Genomic DNA, 17,917 nt, shown 5'->3' on the forward strand with positions numbered 1-17,917 from the left:
GGGCCGGTCATCGGATCAGGCGCGGATCACTCGGAGCCGCCGCCGCGCGGACGCGGCAGGTAGATCGTATCGCCCCACGTCTTGTAGCCCGCGCGGAACTCCTGGAGGTCGTCCCAGACCTCCTTGAAGTAGGCGTCCTCGGCGGCCAGCTCGGCGGCGACCTCGTTCCACGTCTCCTCGAAGGTGGCGAGGATCTCGGGCGACCACGTCTTGATGGTCACGCCGTTCTGCTCGGTGTTCTCGACCATCGCCGCGAAGTTGGTCGCCTCGCCCTCGGCGAGGTTGGTCGTGATGTTCGCGAGGCAGGCGACGCGGATCTGTTCTTGGCTGCGCTCGTCGAGATCCTCCCAGCGGTCCTTGTTGATCAGCAGCTCGAACATGGTCGCGGGCTGGTGCCAGCCCGGGAAGTAGTTGAACTTGGCGATCTGGTGGAAGCCGAGGCGCGCGTCGATGCGGGGCATCGAGAACTCGGTCGCGTCGATGGCGCCGCGCTCCAGCGCCGGGAAGATGTCGCCGCCCGCGAGCAGCGAGGTCGACACGCCCAGCTTCTGCATCACCTCGGCGCCGAGGCCAAAGAAGCGCATGTTCAGGCCCTGCAGGTCCTCGAGCGAGTTGATCTCGTTCTTGAACCAGCCGGACGTCTCGGGCGCGATGATTCCGCAGGGCATGACATGAACGTTGTAGCCGTTCTCGTCGTACATGCGCTGGAACAGCTCGGCGCCGTCGTCGTAGAGCATCCAGCCGAGGAACTCGCCCGCTTCCGGCCCGAAGGGCACGGCGGCGAAGAGCGAGGCGGCCGTGATCTTGCCCTGCCAGTAGCCGGACGTCGTGTAGGCGGCGTCGACCGAGCCGTTGGACACGGCGTCGAGCGCCTCCAGCGTCGGGACCAGCTCGCCGGGATCGAAGTGCTCGAACTCGACGCCCTCGGAGATGCCGTTGATCTTGGCGACGAAGTCGGTGGCCGCCGTGCCGAGGATCGGCAGGTTCTTCCCGAACGCCGACGTCATCTCGAGCGTCTCTTGGGCGTGCGCCCCCGTGGTGATCAGCGCCGCCGTGGTGGCGAGCGCGATGGCCTTGAGCTTCATGTGAGCCCCTCCCCTGTTGTTCCGTTCCCCGGGCCTCCCTGCCCGGAAATTGGTAAGCCGTCCTTACCGGACGATGCGACGGGTGTGAAACAGATTCCTGCCGCCGCGCGACAGATTAGTGCGCGGGGGGCGGGCGGCGAGGGTCGCGCGCGTTCGGCGTCAGAGGCCCGGCACCGGCTTGGACGGCCCCCGGTCCAGCCGCCACGCCTCGGGGCCGACCTCGGGGAAGAGGTCGCGGACGAGCGGGTCGTGGCCCGGCACGATCAGGTCCGGCGCCGAGGCCAGCGCGCGCAAGGTATCGAAGCCGCGCAGCATCGCCTCGGCGTCCACCACGATGGGGAAGAGCTTCCCGGCGTGGACGTTCTCGTAGAAATGCGTGGCGTCGGAGGCGAGGACGAGCCAGCCCGCCTCGGTCCGCACCCGGACGCATTGCAGCCCTTTGGAGTGGCCGCCGATGCGGTGCACCTCCACCCCGTCCGCGATCTGTCCCGCGCCCTCGTGGAAGACCACCTTGCCCGCGTAGAGCCGCGTCACCGCCTCGCAGACATGCGCCCCGGTGAAGGGGTGGCGCAGGGCGTCGTGGCACATGCAGGGGCCGGTGGCGTAGGCCATCTCGGCGGGCTGGAGGTGGAGGCGCGCCCCGGGGAAGAGGTGCAGCCCGCCCGCGTGGTCGTAGTGGAGGTGGGTGACGATCACGTCCTCCACGTCCTCCACCGCCACGCCGCGGCGGGACAGCGCCTCGCGCGGGTCGAGGTCGATGGGCCGCCCCCGCGCCCTGCCCTCCTCGGCGTCGTAGCCGGTATCGACGAGGATGGTGCGGTCGCCCGAGCGCAGCAGCCAGACGAAGTAGTCGATAGCGTGGGGCGTGTCGGCGTGGTCGTCGAAGAGGAAGCTGTCGGACCGCGTCCGCCCCCCGGCCCGCGTGCCGTAGCGCAGCGCCTCGACCTGCCAGATCACCCCTGCACCATCGCGTAGGTCACGACCGTCTTGGAGCGCAGCATCGGCGCCACCGCCTCGTCGAACCTGAGGTAGTGGGGCATCGTCCTGTGGACCCCGAAGCCGGCCTCGTCCTCGTAGAGTTCGTAGAGGAACACCTCGTCGGGCCGCGACGGGTCGGTGAGGACGTCGAAGCGGTGGCAGGCGGGCTCGTCGGCGACGGAGGCGCGGGCGTTCTCCAGCATGAGGGGCATGAACTCGGCCATGTGGTCGGGCGTGACGATGAGGCGGACGGTGACGGCGAACATGGCGACTCCGGTCGGGTGCGGTATGGGGGGAGGGAAGCACGGGAGGGGGCGCATGGGGAAGTATTCGATCGCGGTGTTCCGCGGGGACGGCATCGGACCGGAGATCATGGGGCCGACGCTGCGGGTGCTGGAACGGCTCTGCCCCGACCGGTTCGAGTGGGTGGACTGCCCGGCGGGGGCCGCCGCCTATCTGGATCAGGGCACGGACCTGCCCGCCGCGTCGCTGGACGCGGCGCGCCAGGCGGACGCCATCCTGCTGTCCTGCTTGGGCGATCCGGCGGTGCGCTTCCCCGACGGGACGGAGATGACGCCGCAGATCGACATCCGCATCGCGCTCGACCTCTACGCGGGCGTCCGGCCCGTGCGGATCGTGCCGGGGCTGCGGACGCCGCTGGCCGATCCGGGGGCGGTGGACTTCGTGCTCGTCCGCGAGAGCACCGAGGGGCTGTTCCACACGCAGGGCAAGGGGCTGGTCGAGGCGGACCATGCGGAGGAGACGCTGCGCCTGACGCGCAAGACGACGGAGAAGGTGTGCCGCTTCGCCTTCCGCTTGGCCGAGCAGCGCCGCGCGAAGGGCCATCCGGGCCGGGTGACGAGCGTGGACAAGGCCAACGTGTTCCGCGCCTTCGCCTTCTGGCGCGAGGTGTTCGACGGGGTGGCCGTCGACTATCCGCACCTGACGGCGGACCACGCCTACGTGGACGCGATGGCGCTGTGGATGGTGACCAAGCCCGCCGCGTGGGACGTGATGGTGACCGAGAACATGTTCGGCGACATCCTGTCGGACCTCGGCGCGGGACTGATGGGCGGCCTCGGCGTCGCGCCCTCGGCCGACATTGGGGACGACCACGCCGTGTTCCAGCCCTGCCACGGCTCGGCGCCGGACATCGCGGGGCGCGGCATCGCCAACCCGGCGGCGATGATCCTGTCGGCGGCGATGATGCTGGACTGGCTGGGCGAGCGGCACGGCGACGCCGCGATGACGGAGGCGGGCGCGCGGCTCACGGCCGCCGTCGATGCCTGCCTCGGCGCGGGCGAGACGACCGGAGACCTCGGCGGGTCGCTCGACACGGAGGGCGCGGCGGAGGCGGTGCTGGCCCGCCTGTGATCCGGGTCGGCCTGCTGGGGCTGGGCTACTTCGCGCGGTTCCACGCCGATGCGTGGCGGCGGCTGGCGGGGGCCACGCTGGTCGCCACGGCGGATGCCGATCCGGCCAAGGGCGCGACCCACACGGACCTCGCGGGGCTGCTGTCCGAACGGCTCGACGTCGTGGACATCGCCACCCCGCCGCCCACCCACGCGGCGGCGATCCGGCAGGCGCTGGAGGCGCGGCCCGAGGCCATCGTCTGCCAGAAGCCCTTCTGCACCTCGCTCGCCGAGGCGGAGGCCGTCACGGCGGAGGCCGAGGCGGCGGGCGTGCCGCTGGTCGTGCACGAGAACTTCCGATTCCAGCCGTGGTGGCGCGCGATCCGCGCAGCCGTCGCGGACGGCGAGATCGGTGCGCCCCTGACCGCCACCTTCCGACTGCGCCCCGGCGACGGGCGGGGACCGGACGCCTACGTGGAACGCCAGCCCTACTTCCAGACGATGGAGCGGTTCCTGCTCCACGAGACGGGGGTGCATTACCTCGACGTGTTCCGCTGGCTCCTCGGCGCGCCCGACTGGGTGCAGGCGGACCTGCGGCGGCTGAACCCGGCCATCGCCGGCGAGGACGCGGGCCACGTCCTGCTCGGCTGGGCGGACGGGCGGCGCGCGTTGCTCGACGGCAACCGGCTGGTGGACCACGCGGCGGCGACGACGCGGCTGACCTTCGGCGAGGCGCTGGTTGAAGGGGACGGCGGTGTGCTGACGCTCACCGGGGACGGGCGGGTCGCGCGCCGGGCGCATGGCGCGGTGGAGGGCGAAGAAGTGCTGGCGCCGCGGGACTGGCCGGGCTTCGCCGGGGACAGCGTGGCCGCGTTCCAGCGGCACGTGCTCGAAGGGCTGGAGAGCGGCGCGTTCGAGACCGGGGCGCGGGACTACCTGGAGGTGATGCGGCTGGTGGAGGCCGGCTATGCGAGCGCGGCGGAGGGGCGGCGCGTGGCGGTGTAGGATGGGCGGAGGCCCACGCGGCGGGACCGTGGGCTTTCGCCCGCCCTACGCCCGCGCGCCCTCCGCGGCCCCCCGGATCTCGCGGATCGCGGCGCCGTAGCCCTCCGGCGCCTCGACCGAGCCGTGCTTGAACACCGCCGACCCGGCCACCAGCACGTCCGCCCCCGCCGCCGCGACCTTGGGCGCGGTCGAGGGGTCCACGCCCCCGTCGATCTCGATATGCACGTCGCGGTCGCCGATCATCTCGCGCAGGCGCGCCACCTTGGGCACGCAGGTCTCGATGAAGGACTGCCCGCCGAAGCCGGGGTTCACCGTCATCACGCAGACGAGGTCCACGAGGTCCAGCACCTCGGCCACCGCCTCCGCCGGCGTCGCGGGGTTCAGCGCCACGCCGGGGCGGACGCCCGCCGCGCGGATGGCCTGCAACGTGCGGTGCAGGTGCGGCCCCGCCTCGGCATGGGCCGTGATCACGTCGGCCCCCGCCTGCGCGAAGGCGTCGATGTAGGGGTCCACCGGCGCGATCATCAGGTGCACGTCCATCACGCCCGAGATGTGCGGGCGGAGCGCGGCGCACATGGCCGGGCCGAAGGTGAGGTTCGGCACGAAATGCCCGTCCATCACGTCGACATGGACCCAATCGGCGCCCTGCGCCTCCACCGCGCGGCACTCGGCCCCGAAGGCGGCGAAGTCGGCGGCGAGGATCGACGGGGCGATCAGGATCGGATTGGTCATGGCGGGCACCTCCTGCGCGCCGCCCTACCCCTCCGCCCCCCGGTTGGCGAGGGGCAGGACGACCCGCCGCTCCGTCACGATCTCGGCCAGCGCCACGTCCGTCGCCTCGCGCGGGATCTGCTCCATCCGCTGCGCCTCGAAGGCGAGGCCGATGGCGCGCATCTCGGGCCGGGCGGCCAGCGTGCGGTCGTAGAACCCGCCGCCGTAGCCCAGCCGCCCGCCGCCGAGATCCCAGCCCAGCAGCGGGACGATGGCCACCTCCGGCACCCGCCACGCGCCGTCCACGGGGATGGGGACGCCGAACGCGCCCTCCTCCACCTCGCAGCCGGGCGTCCACTCGCGGAAGCGCAGCGGCGCGCCCTTGGACACGACGACGGGCACGCAGATGCGGTTGTCGGCGGCGAGCGCGCGCATCGCGCCCGTGGGGTCCGCCTCCGACCCGATCGGCAGGTAGCCCGCGATCACCGCGCCCCGCAGATCGCGCAGCCGCGCCCACAGGCGGGTCGCCGCCGCCGCGCGGGGCAAGGGCCCGACGCCGTCCCGCGCCGCGCGGCACAGGCGGCGCGCTTGCACCTTGAGCGCCCCGAAGCTAGCCGAGCCCATGTTCTCCGCCACGCTCGATCACCTCGTCGTCACCGCCGCCACCGTCGAGGACGGGGCCGCGCACATCCAGTCCGCCGTGGGCATAGCGACTGGACCCGGCGGACGCCACGCCCGGCTGGGCACGTGGAACCGGCTGCTCTCGCTCGGCGACTGCTACATGGAGGCCATCGCGGTCGATCCCGAGGCCGGGCCGCCCGACCACGCCCGCTGGTTCGGCCTCGACGACCGCACCGGCCCGCCGCGCCTGACGCACTGGGCGGTCGCGGTCTCCGACCTCGACGCCGCCGTCGCCGCGCATCCCCATGCCGGCGACGTGCTCTCGTTCGAGCGGAACGGCCTGCGCTGGCGCATGGCGGTGCCCCCGGACGGGCGCTACGCGTTCGACGACCTCTTCCCGGCGCTCCTGCAATGGGAGACGGACCCGCCGTCCCTGCCGCCATCGGGCGCGCGGCTGGCCAGCCTCACCCTGTCGCATCCGGACGCCCCCGCGCTGGCGGCGGAACTGGGCGCGCTCCTCGACGACCCGCGGGTCGCCGCGCGCGAGGGGGAGGCGCGCCTGTCGGCCCGGATCGACACGCCGGACGGCCCGCGCGACCTGTGACGCCGCCCGACGCCGCCGCATTGCTGGAGATGGCTGAGGCGGCCCGCGCCGCCCTGCCCGCCCCCTTCGCCGCCGGCGCCGCCGAGGTGCGGATCGCGGTCGAGGAATGGCCGTCCGACGAGGTGCTCGACGACTTGGGGATCGAGGACGCCTACGACCTGACCGGCCTCTACGAGGGCGTGGCCCTGACCGAGCGCTCCGTCGCGGACCCGCCGACCGAGCCGAGCCGCGTCACCCTCTACCGCCGCCCGCTGCTCGACGAATGGGCCGCGCGGGGCGACGTCGAGCTGGCCGACCTCGTCACCCATGTCGTCGTCCACGAGCTCGCCCACCACTTCGGCTGGTCGGACGACGACATCGCCGCCATCGACCGCTGGTGGGAATGACGAAGGGGCGGCCCCAAGGACCGCCCCCTCGATGTTCCGCAAATACTCGGACGCGACGCCTCAGGCCGCGCGGGCGCTCAGGATCTCGTCCACGGCCTTGAGCGCGCCGTCCTCGTCCATCTTGTTCACGGCAGCCAGTTCCCGCGTCAGCCGGTCCAGCGCCGCCTCGTAGAGCTGGCGCTCCGAGTAAGACTGCTCGCGCTGCTCGTCGTTGCGGTGCAGGTCGCGCACCACCTCGGCGATGGCGATCAGGTCGCCCGAGTTGATCTTGGCCTCGTATTCCTGCGCCCGGCGCGACCACATGGCCTTCTTGACCTTGGCCTTGCCCTTCAGGGTCGTCATCGCCTTCTCGATCACGTCCGGCGCCGAAAGGGAGCGCAGGCCGGAGTCGGTCGCCTTGTTGGTCGGCACCCGGAGCGTCATCTTGTCCTTCGCGAAGGTGATGACGAACAGTTCGAGTTCGGTCCCCGCGATCTCCTGGGTCTCGATGCTGACGATCTGGCCCACGCCGTGCGCGGGGTACACGACGTAGTCGTCGGGGCGGAAGTCGGGCTTCTTGGCCATGGGGTCTCCTTCGCGTTGGGCGGCCCGTCGCTTCCGGTGCGGACGGAAAACCGGGCCGCGCCGCGCGGCCAAGGGCGCGCGGTGGGGTCCGGGTCTGGGCGGCTCAATGGACGGCGGCGGCGGCCGCGTCCGGGGGTGGCAGAACAGGCGGGGCTGGCCCGCGACGCGGGGACCATACCATGAAAAGGGGCGGTTCGGAAGCGGCGGGCGGACGCGCCGCGCGCGGCCCGGTCAGCCGCCCTCGCCCGGCGCCTCCGAGAACAGCTCCATCTTGCCTTCCTTGCCGTCCATCTCCTCGGCGTTCGGAAGCGGATCCTTCTTGGTGATGATCACCGGCCAGATCTCGGAGTACTTGCGGTTGAACTCCACCCACTTCTCCATGTCCGGCTCGGTGTCGGGCCGGATCGCGTCGGCGGGGCACTCGGGCTCGCAGACGCCGCAGTCGATGCACTCGTCGGGATGGATCACCAGCATGTTCTCGCCCTCGTAGAAGCAGTCCACGGGGCACACCTCGACGCAGTCGGTGTACTTGCAGGCGATGCAGCTGTCGTTGACGATATAGGTCATCGGGGTCCTCGGGCGGCGGGGCGCGTCAGGTGGTCGGAGGCGTCCCTACGCCCCGCCCTCCGGGGGTTCAAGCGGGCCACCGGTCGCATCCCCGTGAGGGCGCGCGCCCTCCCGGTCCCGGTCCATGTCGCGCCGCGCCTTGCCGGTCGGGCGGGCGCCCACGCGGGGCACCGGGGGCGGGGTATGGTCGGCGTAGAGCGCCTGCGCCTCCGGCGCGGGGCCGCGCCTGTCGGACAGGCCCGCAACCTCCACCACGCGGATCGTGCGGCCCTGCGGGAAGGTCAGCGTGTCGCCGGGGCTCACGGCGGTGGAGGTCTTGGTCACCCGCTCGCCGTTCACCCGGACGCTCCCGTCGCCCACCACGCGGGCGGCGAGCGAGCGTGTCTTGAAGAAGCGCGCGGTCCAGAGCCACTTGTCCAGCCGCTGCTTGGCGCGCGGCTCGCTCACGCGCCCCGGCTCACTTATCCTTCAGCGCGGCGAGCGCGGCGAACGGGTTGTCGGGGTCGATCGCCTTCTCGCGCTTGGGCCTCGACTCGTAGCGCTGCGCCTTGCCGCCGCCGTCCTTGCCGCCCGCGCGCGGCCCCTTCGGCTTGCCCTTGCCCTTGGGCCGGTCGCCGCGCGGCTGGCCACGCCCTTGGCCCTGACCCTGTCCCTGCCCCTCGCGGCGCGGGCCACGGCCCTGACGCCGAGGGGGCGACCACGTGAAGGTGTAGAACACCTCCGTCTCCGCCTCGGGCGTCGCGCCCTCCGGCGCCCCGGCCTCACCGTCCACCTCGGCGGCGGTCGCGGCGTCCTCCTGCGGGGCGCCCTCGCCCTCGGGCTCCGCCGGGGCCTCCGCCGCCTCGTCCGAGACCTCCTGCGCGGTGGCCACGGCCTCGTGCACGTCGCCCGCCGCCTGCGCGTGATCGGCGGGCGCCTCGCCCTCCGGCTGCGTCTGCTCCACCGTCTCCGAGGCCGGGGTCGCGTCCGCGCCCCCCTCGTCGACCGGCGGCGCGGGCTCGGCGTCCGCCGGGGGCTGCGCGGCGGCCGGAGGCTCGGCCTTGGCGTCCTTCGCGGGCCGGGCGGCCTTCGGGCGCTCGCCCTTCTCGGCGGCGTAGCCCAAGCCCCCCATCAGGTCGGCGAACTGCTCCAGCGTCAGGCCCGTGATCGACAGCATGTCGGCCTTGGCCTCGAACCCGCCGCGCGTGTCCTCGCCCCGGATCATGTCGGCCAGCCGCTCCAGCATGTCGATGCGGATCGCCCGCTCGCCCGCCAGCCGGTAGCCCGCCATCGGGTAGTAGCCTTCGGGCGCGCCCTTGGCGGCCGGCACGGTCACGAGGCCCGGCGGCGGCGCCTCGGGGAACTCGTCGAGGCCCGTCCACAGCCCCCACAGCACCAGGCGCAAGCGCGTCGGCGCGGGCTTGAGCAGGTCGGGCAGGAACACCGTGTGCTGGCCGAAGCGGACCTTGTGACGGCGCAATTGCCCGCGCGCGTCCTGGTCGAGGTCGCGCACCTCCTGCGCCACCTCGGTGCGGGGGATCACGCCGAAGGACTCGAGCAGGCGGAAGGCGAAGCCGCGGGCCAGCCCCGTCAGCGCCTCGTCCTTGGACATGGCGAGGAGCGGCTCGAAGGCCGCTTGCACCTTGCGGTCCACGAAGTGCTGCAGGCGGCGGGCGACCTTCTCGGCCACCTCCGGCCCCGCGTCCTCGTCGACGAACGCCTCGACGGAGGGCTTCAGGGGATCGGACCCCTTCACCATCTTCCCCACCGCGGCGTCGCCCCACATCAGCCCGCCCTGCTCGGTGAAGTCGAGCTGGGTGTCGGGCGCGTTGTAGAAGCGGTCGGCGCGCAGGTGGAACTCGGGGCGCAGCGCGGCGGAGGCGGCCTGCCGCACGGTCTTGGCCTCGTCCGGCGTGGTCGTCCCGGTCTGGGTGAAGCGGAAGCCCTCGATCCGGCCCAGCGCCTCGCCGTCCACGGTCACGCCGCCCTTGTCGTCGATCTCGGCCACGAGGCCCTCCTTCATCTTCAGGCGCCGCAGCAGCACCGAGGTCCGGCGGTCCACGAAGCGCGCGGTGAGCGCGGCGTGGAGCGCGTCGGACAGGCGGTCCTCTACGGCACGGGTCGCGCCGCGCCAATGGTCCTGGTTCTCGACCCAGCCCTTGCGCTGCGCGACGTAGGTCCACGTGCGGATATACGCCAACCGCTTGCTCAACGTGTCGATGTCGCCGGTGGTTCGGTCGATCCGCTTCACCTGCCGGGCGAACCAGTCCTCGGGCACCCGCCCGCCGCGCAGGAAGCCGAAGATGCGGTCGACCATGTTGGCGTGCTCGGCCATGGCGATGCCTTGGAAGTCGGGGATGCGGCACGCCTCCCACAGAAGGCGCACGTCGCGGGCATCGCGGACCAGCGCGCGGATGCCCTCCCGGTCGGCCAGCGTCCGCAGCGTGGCGAGGTCGTCGGCCTCGCGCCCCTTAACGAGGATCTCCTCGGGGGGCGACGCCTCCAGCGACTCGATCAGCGCGTCGATCGTGCCGAAGCGCAGGTCGGGCGAGCGCCACATCAGACGGTCGATGGGCTTGAAGCGGTGCTCCTCGATCGCCAGCGCCAGCTCCTCGTCGACGGGCGACGCCTCGCCCGTCGTGCCGAACGTCCCGTCCTGCCTGAAGCGCCCCGCCCGTCCCGCGATCTGCCCCATCTCGTGCGGGAAGAGGGGGCGGATGCGGCGCCCGTCGAACTTCGACGTGGCCGAGAAGGCGACGTGGCTGATGTCGAGGTTGAGGCCCATGCCGATGGCGTCGGTTGCCACGAGGTAGTCGACCTCGCCGGACTGGTACATCTCGACCTGCGCGTTGCGGGTGCGGGGCGACAGCGCCCCCATCACCACCGCCGCCCCCCCCTTCTGGCGGCGCAGCAGCTCGGCGATGGCATAGACCTGATCGACGCCGAAGCCGACGATGGCCGAGCGCGCGGGCATCCGGCTGATCTTCTTCGGCCCGGAGTAGGTCAGCGTCGAGAACCGCTCCCGCCGCATGACCTGCACGCGCGGCACGAGGTGGACGATGGCCCGGCGCATCGTGTCGGACCCCATGAACAGGGTCTCGTGGCGCCCGCGCATGTGCAGCAGGCGGTCGGTGAAGACGTGGCCCCGCTCAGGGTCGGCGCAGAGCTGCACCTCGTCGATGGCGACGAAGTCGGCGTCGATGTCCTGCGGCATCGCCTCGACCGTGCAGACCCAGTACTGCGCGCGGGCGCCCACGATCCGCTCCTCGCCGGTGATGAGCGCGGCGCAGGACGGGCCGCGCGCGGCGACGATCCGGTCGTACACCTCCCGCGCCAGCAGGCGCAGCGGCAGGCCGATCACGCCCGTCCGGTGGCCCAGCATCCGCTCGATGGCGTAGTGGGTCTTGCCGGTGTTGGTGGGACCCAACACCGCCGTGATCCGGCCCTCGCCGTGCATCAGAGGGTGCGGCCCCCCGTGGCGCGCTCCAGCTGCTCGACGAAGCCGACCAGTTCCTCCTGGTTCGGGTGGATGTCGAGCGAGGCGGCGCAGGCCCGCAGCGCGAGGTCCGGCTCGTCGATCTGCTCCATGAGGATGCACAGGCCCGTCAGCGCGCCGTAGTGGCGCGGCTCGAGGATGAGGGCCTGCTCGAGGTCCGATAGCGCCAGCCCCCACCGCTCCTGCAGGAAGAACGCCGTCGCCCGCGCGACCCAGCCCTCCGCGAAGTCCGGCGCGTGGTCCGTCAGCGCGGTGAGATGCGTGACGGCGCGGTCCAACTCCTCGGCCTCGATGGCCTCGCGCCCGCGGCGCAGCAGCAGGTCCATTGCCGCCGAGCCCGAATGCGACCACCGCTCCTCCACCTCGCGGGCGAGCCGCGTGGCCTCGGCGGGGTCCTCCTCGTCGGCCAGCATGTCGAGCAGGACGTCGACGTCCTCGGACAGGACCTCCGGCCCCGCGTCCGGCGGCCCGGGCGGCGGCAGCCCCTGCGCGTGCGCGTGCGACGCGACGGAACACGCGAGGATCAAGGCTGCGAGATTGCAGGTGACGCGGGCGGCGCGCATGTTACCTCCGGCTTCGAACCCCGACTGGAAGGCACTCCCATGAGCGACATCATCGACAAGGCCGTCTCGGAACTCTCCGAGAAGATTGGCACCTTCGACGGCAGCGTCAAGTTCGTCATCGAGGACGAGGGCTCCGTGATGGTCGACGACGCGGGCGTGCGCGGGGCCGACGAGGAGGCGGAATGCACGATGACCGCCGACGCCGAGACCTTCGAGGGCATCCTCGACGGCAGCGTGAACCCGACCTCGGCCTTCATGTCCGGCAAGCTGCGGGTCGACGGCGACATGAGCCAAGCGATGCGCCTCGGGCAGCAGCTCTCCTGACGGTGGAGGCGGCCCCCTACCACGACGACGTCGCCGCCGGCCCGCCCGGCGGCGCCTGCGTCTGGACCCGCGCCTCCGACGGCGCGCGGCTGCGCGTGGCGCTCTGGCCCAAGGACGGCGCGGCGGGGACGCTGGTGATGTTCCCGGGGCGCACGGAGTACGTCGAGAAGTACTCCGACGCCGCCCGCGAGATGGCCGACCGCGGCTGGGCCGCGGCGGCGATCGACTGGCGCGGGCAAGGGCTGTCGGACCGCACGGGCCATGCCCGCCACGTCGGGCACGTCGAGGAGTTCGACGAGTTCCAGCTCGACGTCGAGGCGCTGGCCGCCGTGCTGGAGGCGCGCGGCATGCCGCGCCCGTGGCACCTGCTGGCGCATTCGATGGGCGGGCTGATCGGGCTGCGGACGCTCCTGCGCGACGCGGCCCGGCCCGCGCCGCGCTTCGAGCGCGCCGCCTTCTCCGGCCCGATGTGGGGCCTGCCCCTGCCGCCCGCGCGGCGGATCGTGGCGGGGGTGATCTCCTCCGCGGCCCGGCTGGCCAAGATGGCGGGGCGCGAGACGCCCGGCTCGGGCGCGGTGCGCGATCCCGTGGGCCAGCCCTTCGAGGGCAACCTGCTCACCTCGGACCCCGAGATGTTCGCGTGGATGAAGCGGCAGCTCGCCGCCCATCCCGACCTCGCTCTCGGCGGGCCCTCGCTCGGCTGGCTCTGGGCGGCGCTGCGGGAAATGCGGGAGGTCCAAGGGCTTACGTCGCCGGAGGTGCCGTGCCTGACGGTGCTCGGGTCCGAGGAGCGGATCGTCGATCCCGACGCCGTCCGCGACCGGATGGCGCGCTGGCCGGGCGGGCGGCTGATGGAGGTCGAGGGCGCGCGGCACGAGGCGCTGATGGAGATGCCGCAGACGCGAAGGGCGGTCTTCGACGCGCTGGATTCCCACCTCCGGGGCTAGGGTCCTTCACGTTCCGTACGGACCGTGGGCGCCGGGCTTCACGGAATTCACGGGCCCGGCGCCGCTATCCCGCCGGGCGCGGCAGGCGGTCGGCGACCGTCGCGCCGCGCGCGCCGCGCGGACGGTCCCGGCCCCGCGTGCTGTCGCGGCGGGTCTGGACCTCGATCTCGGCGTTGACGACCGCGCCCAGCCCGACGGCCAGCGCCGAGTAGTAGATCCACAGCATCAGCACCGCCGCCGTCGCCAGCGCGCCGAAGGTCGAGCCGTAGAACTCGGTCATCTCGACATAGGCGGAGAAGGCCACGGACAGCGCCAGCCACAGCACCGTCGCCAGCAGCGCGCCGGGCCAGAGCCAGCGCCACTTGGCGGGCCGCCGGTTCGGCCCGTGGCGGTAGAGCAGCGCGAGGCCCCCGAACACGAAGAGCGCCAGCGCGGGCCAGCGGCCCCAGAGCGTCGCACGCTCGGCGCCGAGGCCCAGCCCCATCCGCTCGACGATCACGGGGAGCGCGGCCACGGCGAGCAGCGTCACGGCCAGCCCCACAAGCGCCCCCGCCGTCATGCCGATGGCGAGCGCGAGACGGCGCAGGAAGCCGCGGGGGACGTGCTCGTGATAGGCGAGGTTCAGCAGGTCGATCACCGCGTTCAGGCCGCGCGACCCGGTCCAGAACGCCACGCCCGTGGACACCGCGAGGCCCAGCGTGAGGCCCGAGGCCGAGTTGGCGGCGAGGGTCTCCAGCCGCTCGCCCAGCAGCTCGAACACGCCCGCCGGCATCAGCCCCTGCAGCGCGACGAGCTGCGCGTCGATCTGCGCCCCGTCGAACAGCAGGCCGTAGACCAGCACGGTGATGGCGAGGACGGGGAACAGCGACAGGAAGCCGAAGAAGCCCACGCAGCCGCAATAGGTCCACATCTGGCCGCCCGTCAGCGCGAGCCAGACGCGGTGCAGGATGCGCCGCCACCCGGCGGGCGGGATGCCGGTGGGATCGTCCGCCTCGTGGCCGGTGCCGGGATCGTCCGCCGTCGGCAGCAGCGGGGGCACGTCGTCGAGGGCGGGCGGGGATGCGCGGTCGTCCATGGAGGGGGAACGCGGGAGGGGGGCGGAGGGGTCCATCCGCTTCCCTTCGCGCGGGGGAGGGAATATCGCGGATGCGACCGTTTCCCGGAGTGCCCCGATGCGCCTGAGCCGCTACTTCCTGCCCGTCCTCAAGGAGACCCCCGCCGAGGCGCAGATCGCCAGCCACCGGCTGATGCTGCGCGCGGGCATGATCAAGCAGCAGGCGGCGGGCATCTACTCGTGGCTGCCCTTGGGCTGGAAGGTGCTGCGCCGGATCGAGCAGATCGTCCACGAGGAGCAGATCCGCGCGGGCCACCACCCGATGCTGATGCCCACGCTCCAGCCCGCCGACCTATGGCGCGAGTCGGGGCGCTACGACGCCTACGGCCCCGAGATGCTGCGCATCCGCGACAGGGGCGACCGCGACATGCTGTATGGGCCGACCAACGAGGAGATGATCACCGACATCTTCCGCAGCCACGTGACGAGCTACCGCGAGCTCCCGCTCACGCTCTACCACATCCAGTGGAAGTTCCGGGACGAGGTCCGCCCGCGCTTCGGCGTGATGCGGGGCCGCGAGTTCCTGATGAAGGACGGCTACAACTTCGACCTGACGCGCGAGGACGCGCTGCACGCCTACAACCGCCACCTGGTCAGCTACCTGCGGACCTACGAGCGGATGGGCCTGCAGGCGATCCCGATGCGCGCCGACAGCGGCCCGATCGGCGGCGACGACACCCACGAGTTCCTCGTGCTGGCCGAGACGGGCGAGTCGGAGGTGTTCTACGACAGCGAGATCACCGACCTGACCTTCGGTGACCGCGAGGTGGACTACGACGACCCGGCCCAGTGCGCCGCCATCCTGGAAGAGTTCACGTCGCGCTACGCGCGGACCGACGAGACCCACGACGAGGCCGAGTTCGACAAGGTGCCCGAGGACAGGCGCCGCAGCGCGCGCGGGATCGAGGTGGGGCAGATCTTCTACTTCGGCACCAAGTATTCCGAGGCGATGGGCGCCACGGTGCAGGGGCCGGACGGCAAGCCCGTGCCGGTCCACATGGGGTCGCACGGCATCGGGGTGTCGCGGCTGGTGGGCGCGATCATCGAGGCCAGCCACGACGAGAAGGGCATCGTCTGGCCCGAGGGAGTGACACCGTTCCATTGCGGGATCGTGAACCTGCGGCAGGGCGATGCGTCGACGGACTCGGCCTGCGAGGGCATCTACGCCGAGCTGGTCAAGGCGGGGCTGGAGCCGCTCTACGACGACCGCGACGAGCGGGCGGGGGCCAAGTTCGCCACGATGGACCTGATCGGCCTGCCGTGGCGGATCACGGTCGGGCCGCGCGGCCTCAAGACCGGGGTGGTGGAGCTGACCTCGCGCCGGACGGGCGAGAGCGAGGAGGTCTCGCCGGAGGTGGCGGTCGCGCGGATGAAGGACGTGTATGGGTCCGCGGGGGTCTAGGGCGCCTCGGAAGCGCATCGCCGGGCCGTGGCGCGGCGACCCGACCTCTCCGCAGGGCACTTGATCCCTCACCCCCGCGCGACGCCCCCGCGCCGCGGGACCTTCGACCAATCGCCGGGCCGGGGGGCGGCCCGGCGATGCGCGGGCCGCTGGCGCGGCCGTATCGCGCGGGCACCGAGCGCGGCTTGGTCCCGCCGCGGTTCGGGCGAGCCGCCGCCCCCTACCCCCGCCCTCGCTCCCGTGCCATCACCCCCCGCGACGGAGGGACCTTCATGTTCGCACGCCACGAGTTGTCCATCGCTTGGCGCTACCTGCGCGCCCGGCGGGCGGAGGGCGGCATCTCCGTCATGACGTGGATCAGCCTGATCGGCATCGCGCTGGCGGTGTTCGGCCTGATCGCCACGCTGGCCGTGCGCTCGGGCTTCCGGGCGGAGTTCGTGGACACGATCGTCGGCGCGAACCCCCACGTCACCGTCACGCAGGTGGGCGAGGTGCTGCCCAACGGGGCGACGACGGGGACGATCGCCGGCTACGACGCCCTGACGGAGCGGCTGGCCGCGGTGCCGGGCGTGGTGCGCGCGGCCCCGGTGGTCGCCGGGCAGGTGATGGCCAGCGCGAACGGGCGCAACGTCGGGCTGCAGGTGATCGGCATGACGATGGAGGACCTCGCCCGCGTCCCCCGCGTGGCCGAGCCGGAGCAGCGGGTGGGGGCCTTGGCCGACACGGCGCAGGGCATCGCGCTGGGCTGGCAGGTGGCGCGGCAGCTGGGCGTGTCGGTGGGCGACGCGGTGCGGATCATCTCGCCCGACGGGGTGCGGACGGCGTTCGGCACGAGCCCGCGGGTGAAGGCCTACCCCGTCACCTACGTCTTCCAGGTGGGGCGCTACGACATCGACGCGACGCGGGCCTACGTGCCGCTCGCCGAGGCGCAGGAGTACTTCAACCGCGCGGGCGTGGTGGACGAGGTGCAGATGACCGTCGCCGACCCCGAGGGGGTCGACGCGCTGAACGGGGCGATCCTCGCGGCGGCGGGCGAGGGCAGCTTCGTGTGGACGTGGAAGGACCAGTCGGGCGGCTACCTCCGGGCGTTGGAGATGGAGGACAACGTGATGTTCGTCATCCTCTCGATGCTGGTGATGATCGCCACGCTGAACATCACCTCGGGCCTCGTGATGCTGGTGAAGAACAAGGGGCGCGACATCGGCATCCTGCGGACCGTGGGCCTGAGCCAAGGGGCGATCCTGCGGATCTTCTTCGCCTGCGGGGCGGCGGTGGGCGTGGCGGGCACGCTGATCGGCGTGGTGCTGGGCTGCCTCTTCGCGCTCTACATCGACCCGATCTTCGGGTTCGTCGACCGCCTCGCGGGCGGGGGCACTTGGGATCCGCAATACCGCTACCTGTCGTCGCTGCCCGCCAAGCTGGAATGGGGGGACGTGGCCTCGGCCGTGATCCTGTCGCTGACGCTGTCCTTCCTCGTGACGATCTTCCCGGCGCGCCGGGCGGCGCGGATGAACCCGGTCGAGGCGCTCCGCTATGAGTGAGGCGCTGCGGCTGGCGGGCATCGCCAAGACCTACAACAAGGGCCGCCCCGGCGAGGTGGAGGTGCTGCGCGGCGTGGACCTGTCGCTCGCGGCAGGCGAGGTGGTCGCGCTGACCGCGCCGTCGGGGGCGGGCAAGTCGACGCTGCTGCACATGGCGGGGCTGCTCGACACGCCGGACACCGGGACGGTGGCCTTGGGGGGCGAGGACCTGACCGGGGCGTCGGACCGGGTGCGGACGCGGGCGCGGCGGCGGCGGATCGGCTTCGTCTACCAGTTCCACCACCTCCTGCCGGAGTTCACGGCGGCCGAGAACGTGATCCTGCCGCAGCGCGCGGACGGGGTGGCGCCGGGGCCCGCGCGGGCGCGGGCGCTGGAGCTCTTGGAGCGCGTCGGGATCGGGCACCGGGCCGACCACCGCCCCGCCGAGATGTCGGGCGGCGAGCAGCAGCGCGCCGCCTTCTGCCGCGCGCTGGCCAACGCGCCGGGGCTGCTGCTGGCGGACGAGCCGACGGGGAACCTCGATCCGGGCACGTCCGAGGTGGTGTTCGACGCGCTGGTCGCCTTGGTGCGGGAGACGGGGATGGCGGCGCTGATCGCGACGCACAACCTCGAGCTGGCCGCGCGGATGGACCGGACCGTGCGGCTGGAGGAGGGGCGGATCGTGTAGGGCGGGCGAAA

20 protein-coding genes are annotated in these 17,917 nt (G+C 72.7%); 9 read left to right on the plus strand and 11 right to left on the minus strand.

Features of this window, described 5'->3' with window-relative positions:
- Window positions 1-26: 26 nt before the first annotated feature.
- The 3 genes from JQC91_RS13205 to JQC91_RS13215 form a co-directional block, all read right to left on the minus strand.
- Window positions 27-1,085, minus strand: a complete 1,059-nt coding sequence (locus JQC91_RS13205) for a TRAP transporter substrate-binding protein (protein WP_203287314.1) — start codon at window positions 1,083-1,085, stop codon at window positions 27-29.
- A gap of 159 nt (window positions 1,086-1,244) precedes the next feature.
- A complete protein-coding gene (locus tag JQC91_RS13210; protein WP_203287316.1) occupies window positions 1,245-2,042 on the minus strand; it encodes an N-acyl homoserine lactonase family protein in 798 nt (265 codons plus the stop codon).
- Window positions 2,039-2,329: a putative quinol monooxygenase gene (locus JQC91_RS13215; RefSeq protein WP_203287318.1), complete on the minus strand. Its 291-nt coding sequence runs from the start codon at window positions 2,327-2,329 to the stop codon at window positions 2,039-2,041. Before JQC91_RS13215 ends, JQC91_RS13210 begins: the two co-directional genes overlap by 4 nt.
- Before the next feature lie 52 nt (window positions 2,330-2,381).
- Between JQC91_RS13215 and JQC91_RS13220 the strand changes: the two genes are divergently transcribed.
- Together JQC91_RS13220 and JQC91_RS13225 are read left to right on the plus strand one after the other, a co-directional pair.
- The gene (locus JQC91_RS13220; protein WP_203287320.1) at window positions 2,382-3,437 is read left to right on the plus strand and encodes an isocitrate/isopropylmalate family dehydrogenase; all 1,056 of its coding nucleotides are present in this window, start codon (window positions 2,382-2,384) and stop codon (window positions 3,435-3,437) included.
- Window positions 3,434-4,420, plus strand: coding sequence for a Gfo/Idh/MocA family oxidoreductase (locus JQC91_RS13225; protein WP_203287322.1), 987 nt, complete (start codon window positions 3,434-3,436; stop codon window positions 4,418-4,420). The genes JQC91_RS13220 and JQC91_RS13225 overlap by 4 nt, the downstream gene beginning before the upstream one ends.
- Before the next feature lie 45 nt (window positions 4,421-4,465).
- On the opposite strand, the gene rpe is transcribed toward JQC91_RS13225, so the two are convergent.
- Both rpe and JQC91_RS13235 read right to left on the minus strand, forming a co-directional pair.
- Complete coding sequence (gene rpe, locus JQC91_RS13230; protein WP_203287324.1) at window positions 4,466-5,152, minus strand: ribulose-phosphate 3-epimerase; 687 nt, start codon at window positions 5,150-5,152, stop codon at window positions 4,466-4,468.
- Between the two features lie 24 nt (window positions 5,153-5,176).
- Window positions 5,177-5,767 (minus strand): 5-formyltetrahydrofolate cyclo-ligase, encoded by a 591-nt coding sequence (locus JQC91_RS13235; protein WP_343069972.1) that lies wholly within the window; start codon window positions 5,765-5,767, stop codon window positions 5,177-5,179.
- Here JQC91_RS13235 and JQC91_RS13240 point away from each other — a divergent pair.
- Together JQC91_RS13240 and JQC91_RS13245 are read left to right on the plus strand one after the other, a co-directional pair.
- Window positions 5,754-6,356 carry a VOC family protein gene (locus tag JQC91_RS13240; RefSeq protein ID WP_203287327.1) on the plus strand — a complete coding sequence of 201 codons (603 nt, stop codon included), beginning with the start codon at window positions 5,754-5,756 and terminating at the stop codon, window positions 6,354-6,356. The two genes, JQC91_RS13235 and JQC91_RS13240, sit on opposite strands and share 14 nt — an antisense overlap.
- Window positions 6,357-6,385: 29 nt before the next feature.
- A complete protein-coding gene (locus JQC91_RS13245) occupies window positions 6,386-6,742 on the plus strand; it encodes a metallopeptidase family protein (protein ID WP_203287601.1) in 357 nt (118 codons plus the stop codon).
- Between the two features lie 60 nt (window positions 6,743-6,802).
- Here JQC91_RS13245 and JQC91_RS13250 read toward each other — a convergent pair whose 3' ends face one another.
- The 5 genes from JQC91_RS13250 to JQC91_RS13270 form a co-directional block, all read right to left on the minus strand.
- The gene (locus JQC91_RS13250; protein ID WP_203287328.1) at window positions 6,803-7,306 is read right to left on the minus strand and encodes a CarD family transcriptional regulator; all 504 of its coding nucleotides are present in this window, start codon (window positions 7,304-7,306) and stop codon (window positions 6,803-6,805) included.
- Window positions 7,307-7,537: 231 nt separating this feature from the next.
- Window positions 7,538-7,873, minus strand: coding sequence for a ferredoxin FdxA (gene fdxA, locus JQC91_RS13255; protein WP_203287330.1), 336 nt, complete (start codon window positions 7,871-7,873; stop codon window positions 7,538-7,540).
- A 45-nt stretch (window positions 7,874-7,918) separates the two neighbouring features.
- Complete coding sequence (locus JQC91_RS13260; protein ID WP_203287332.1) at window positions 7,919-8,320, minus strand: RNA-binding S4 domain-containing protein; 402 nt, start codon at window positions 8,318-8,320, stop codon at window positions 7,919-7,921.
- Between the two features lie 10 nt (window positions 8,321-8,330).
- Complete coding sequence (locus tag JQC91_RS13265; RefSeq protein ID WP_203287334.1) at window positions 8,331-11,309, minus strand: helicase-related protein; 2,979 nt, start codon at window positions 11,307-11,309, stop codon at window positions 8,331-8,333.
- The gene (locus JQC91_RS13270) at window positions 11,309-11,911 is read right to left on the minus strand and encodes a hypothetical protein (protein WP_238941489.1); all 603 of its coding nucleotides are present in this window, start codon (window positions 11,909-11,911) and stop codon (window positions 11,309-11,311) included. The genes JQC91_RS13265 and JQC91_RS13270 overlap by 1 nt, the downstream gene beginning before the upstream one ends.
- 39 nt (window positions 11,912-11,950) lie before the next feature.
- Between JQC91_RS13270 and JQC91_RS18030 the strand changes: the two genes are divergently transcribed.
- Together JQC91_RS18030 and JQC91_RS13275 are read left to right on the plus strand one after the other, a co-directional pair.
- The gene (locus JQC91_RS18030) at window positions 11,951-12,235 is read left to right on the plus strand and encodes an SCP2 sterol-binding domain-containing protein (RefSeq protein WP_238941490.1); all 285 of its coding nucleotides are present in this window, start codon (window positions 11,951-11,953) and stop codon (window positions 12,233-12,235) included.
- Between the two features lie 2 nt (window positions 12,236-12,237).
- A complete protein-coding gene (locus tag JQC91_RS13275; RefSeq protein WP_343069974.1) occupies window positions 12,238-13,182 on the plus strand; it encodes an alpha/beta hydrolase in 945 nt (314 codons plus the stop codon).
- Window positions 13,183-13,246: 64 nt separating this feature from the next.
- On the opposite strand, the gene JQC91_RS13280 is transcribed toward JQC91_RS13275, so the two are convergent.
- Window positions 13,247-14,257, minus strand: a complete 1,011-nt coding sequence (locus JQC91_RS13280) for a YihY/virulence factor BrkB family protein (RefSeq protein ID WP_203287337.1) — start codon at window positions 14,255-14,257, stop codon at window positions 13,247-13,249.
- 97 nt (window positions 14,258-14,354) lie between these two features.
- Here JQC91_RS13280 and proS point away from each other — a divergent pair, with 97 nt between their 5' ends.
- From proS to JQC91_RS13295, 3 genes are all read left to right on the plus strand, one after another.
- The gene (proS, locus tag JQC91_RS13285; protein ID WP_203287339.1) at window positions 14,355-15,698 is read left to right on the plus strand and encodes a proline--tRNA ligase; all 1,344 of its coding nucleotides are present in this window, start codon (window positions 14,355-14,357) and stop codon (window positions 15,696-15,698) included.
- Window positions 15,699-15,970: 272 nt separating this feature from the next.
- The gene (locus JQC91_RS13290; protein ID WP_203287341.1) at window positions 15,971-17,239 is read left to right on the plus strand and encodes a lipoprotein-releasing ABC transporter permease subunit; all 1,269 of its coding nucleotides are present in this window, start codon (window positions 15,971-15,973) and stop codon (window positions 17,237-17,239) included.
- On the plus strand, window positions 17,232-17,906 hold the full coding sequence (locus JQC91_RS13295; RefSeq protein ID WP_203287343.1) for an ABC transporter ATP-binding protein: 675 nt from the start codon (window positions 17,232-17,234) through the stop codon (window positions 17,904-17,906). The genes JQC91_RS13290 and JQC91_RS13295 overlap by 8 nt, the downstream gene beginning before the upstream one ends.
- Window positions 17,907-17,917: the final 11 nt, after the last annotated feature.

Source organism: Jannaschia sp. Os4 (genome assembly GCF_016820245.1).
In the GTDB taxonomy this organism is placed as follows: domain Bacteria; phylum Pseudomonadota; class Alphaproteobacteria; order Rhodobacterales; family Rhodobacteraceae; genus Jannaschia.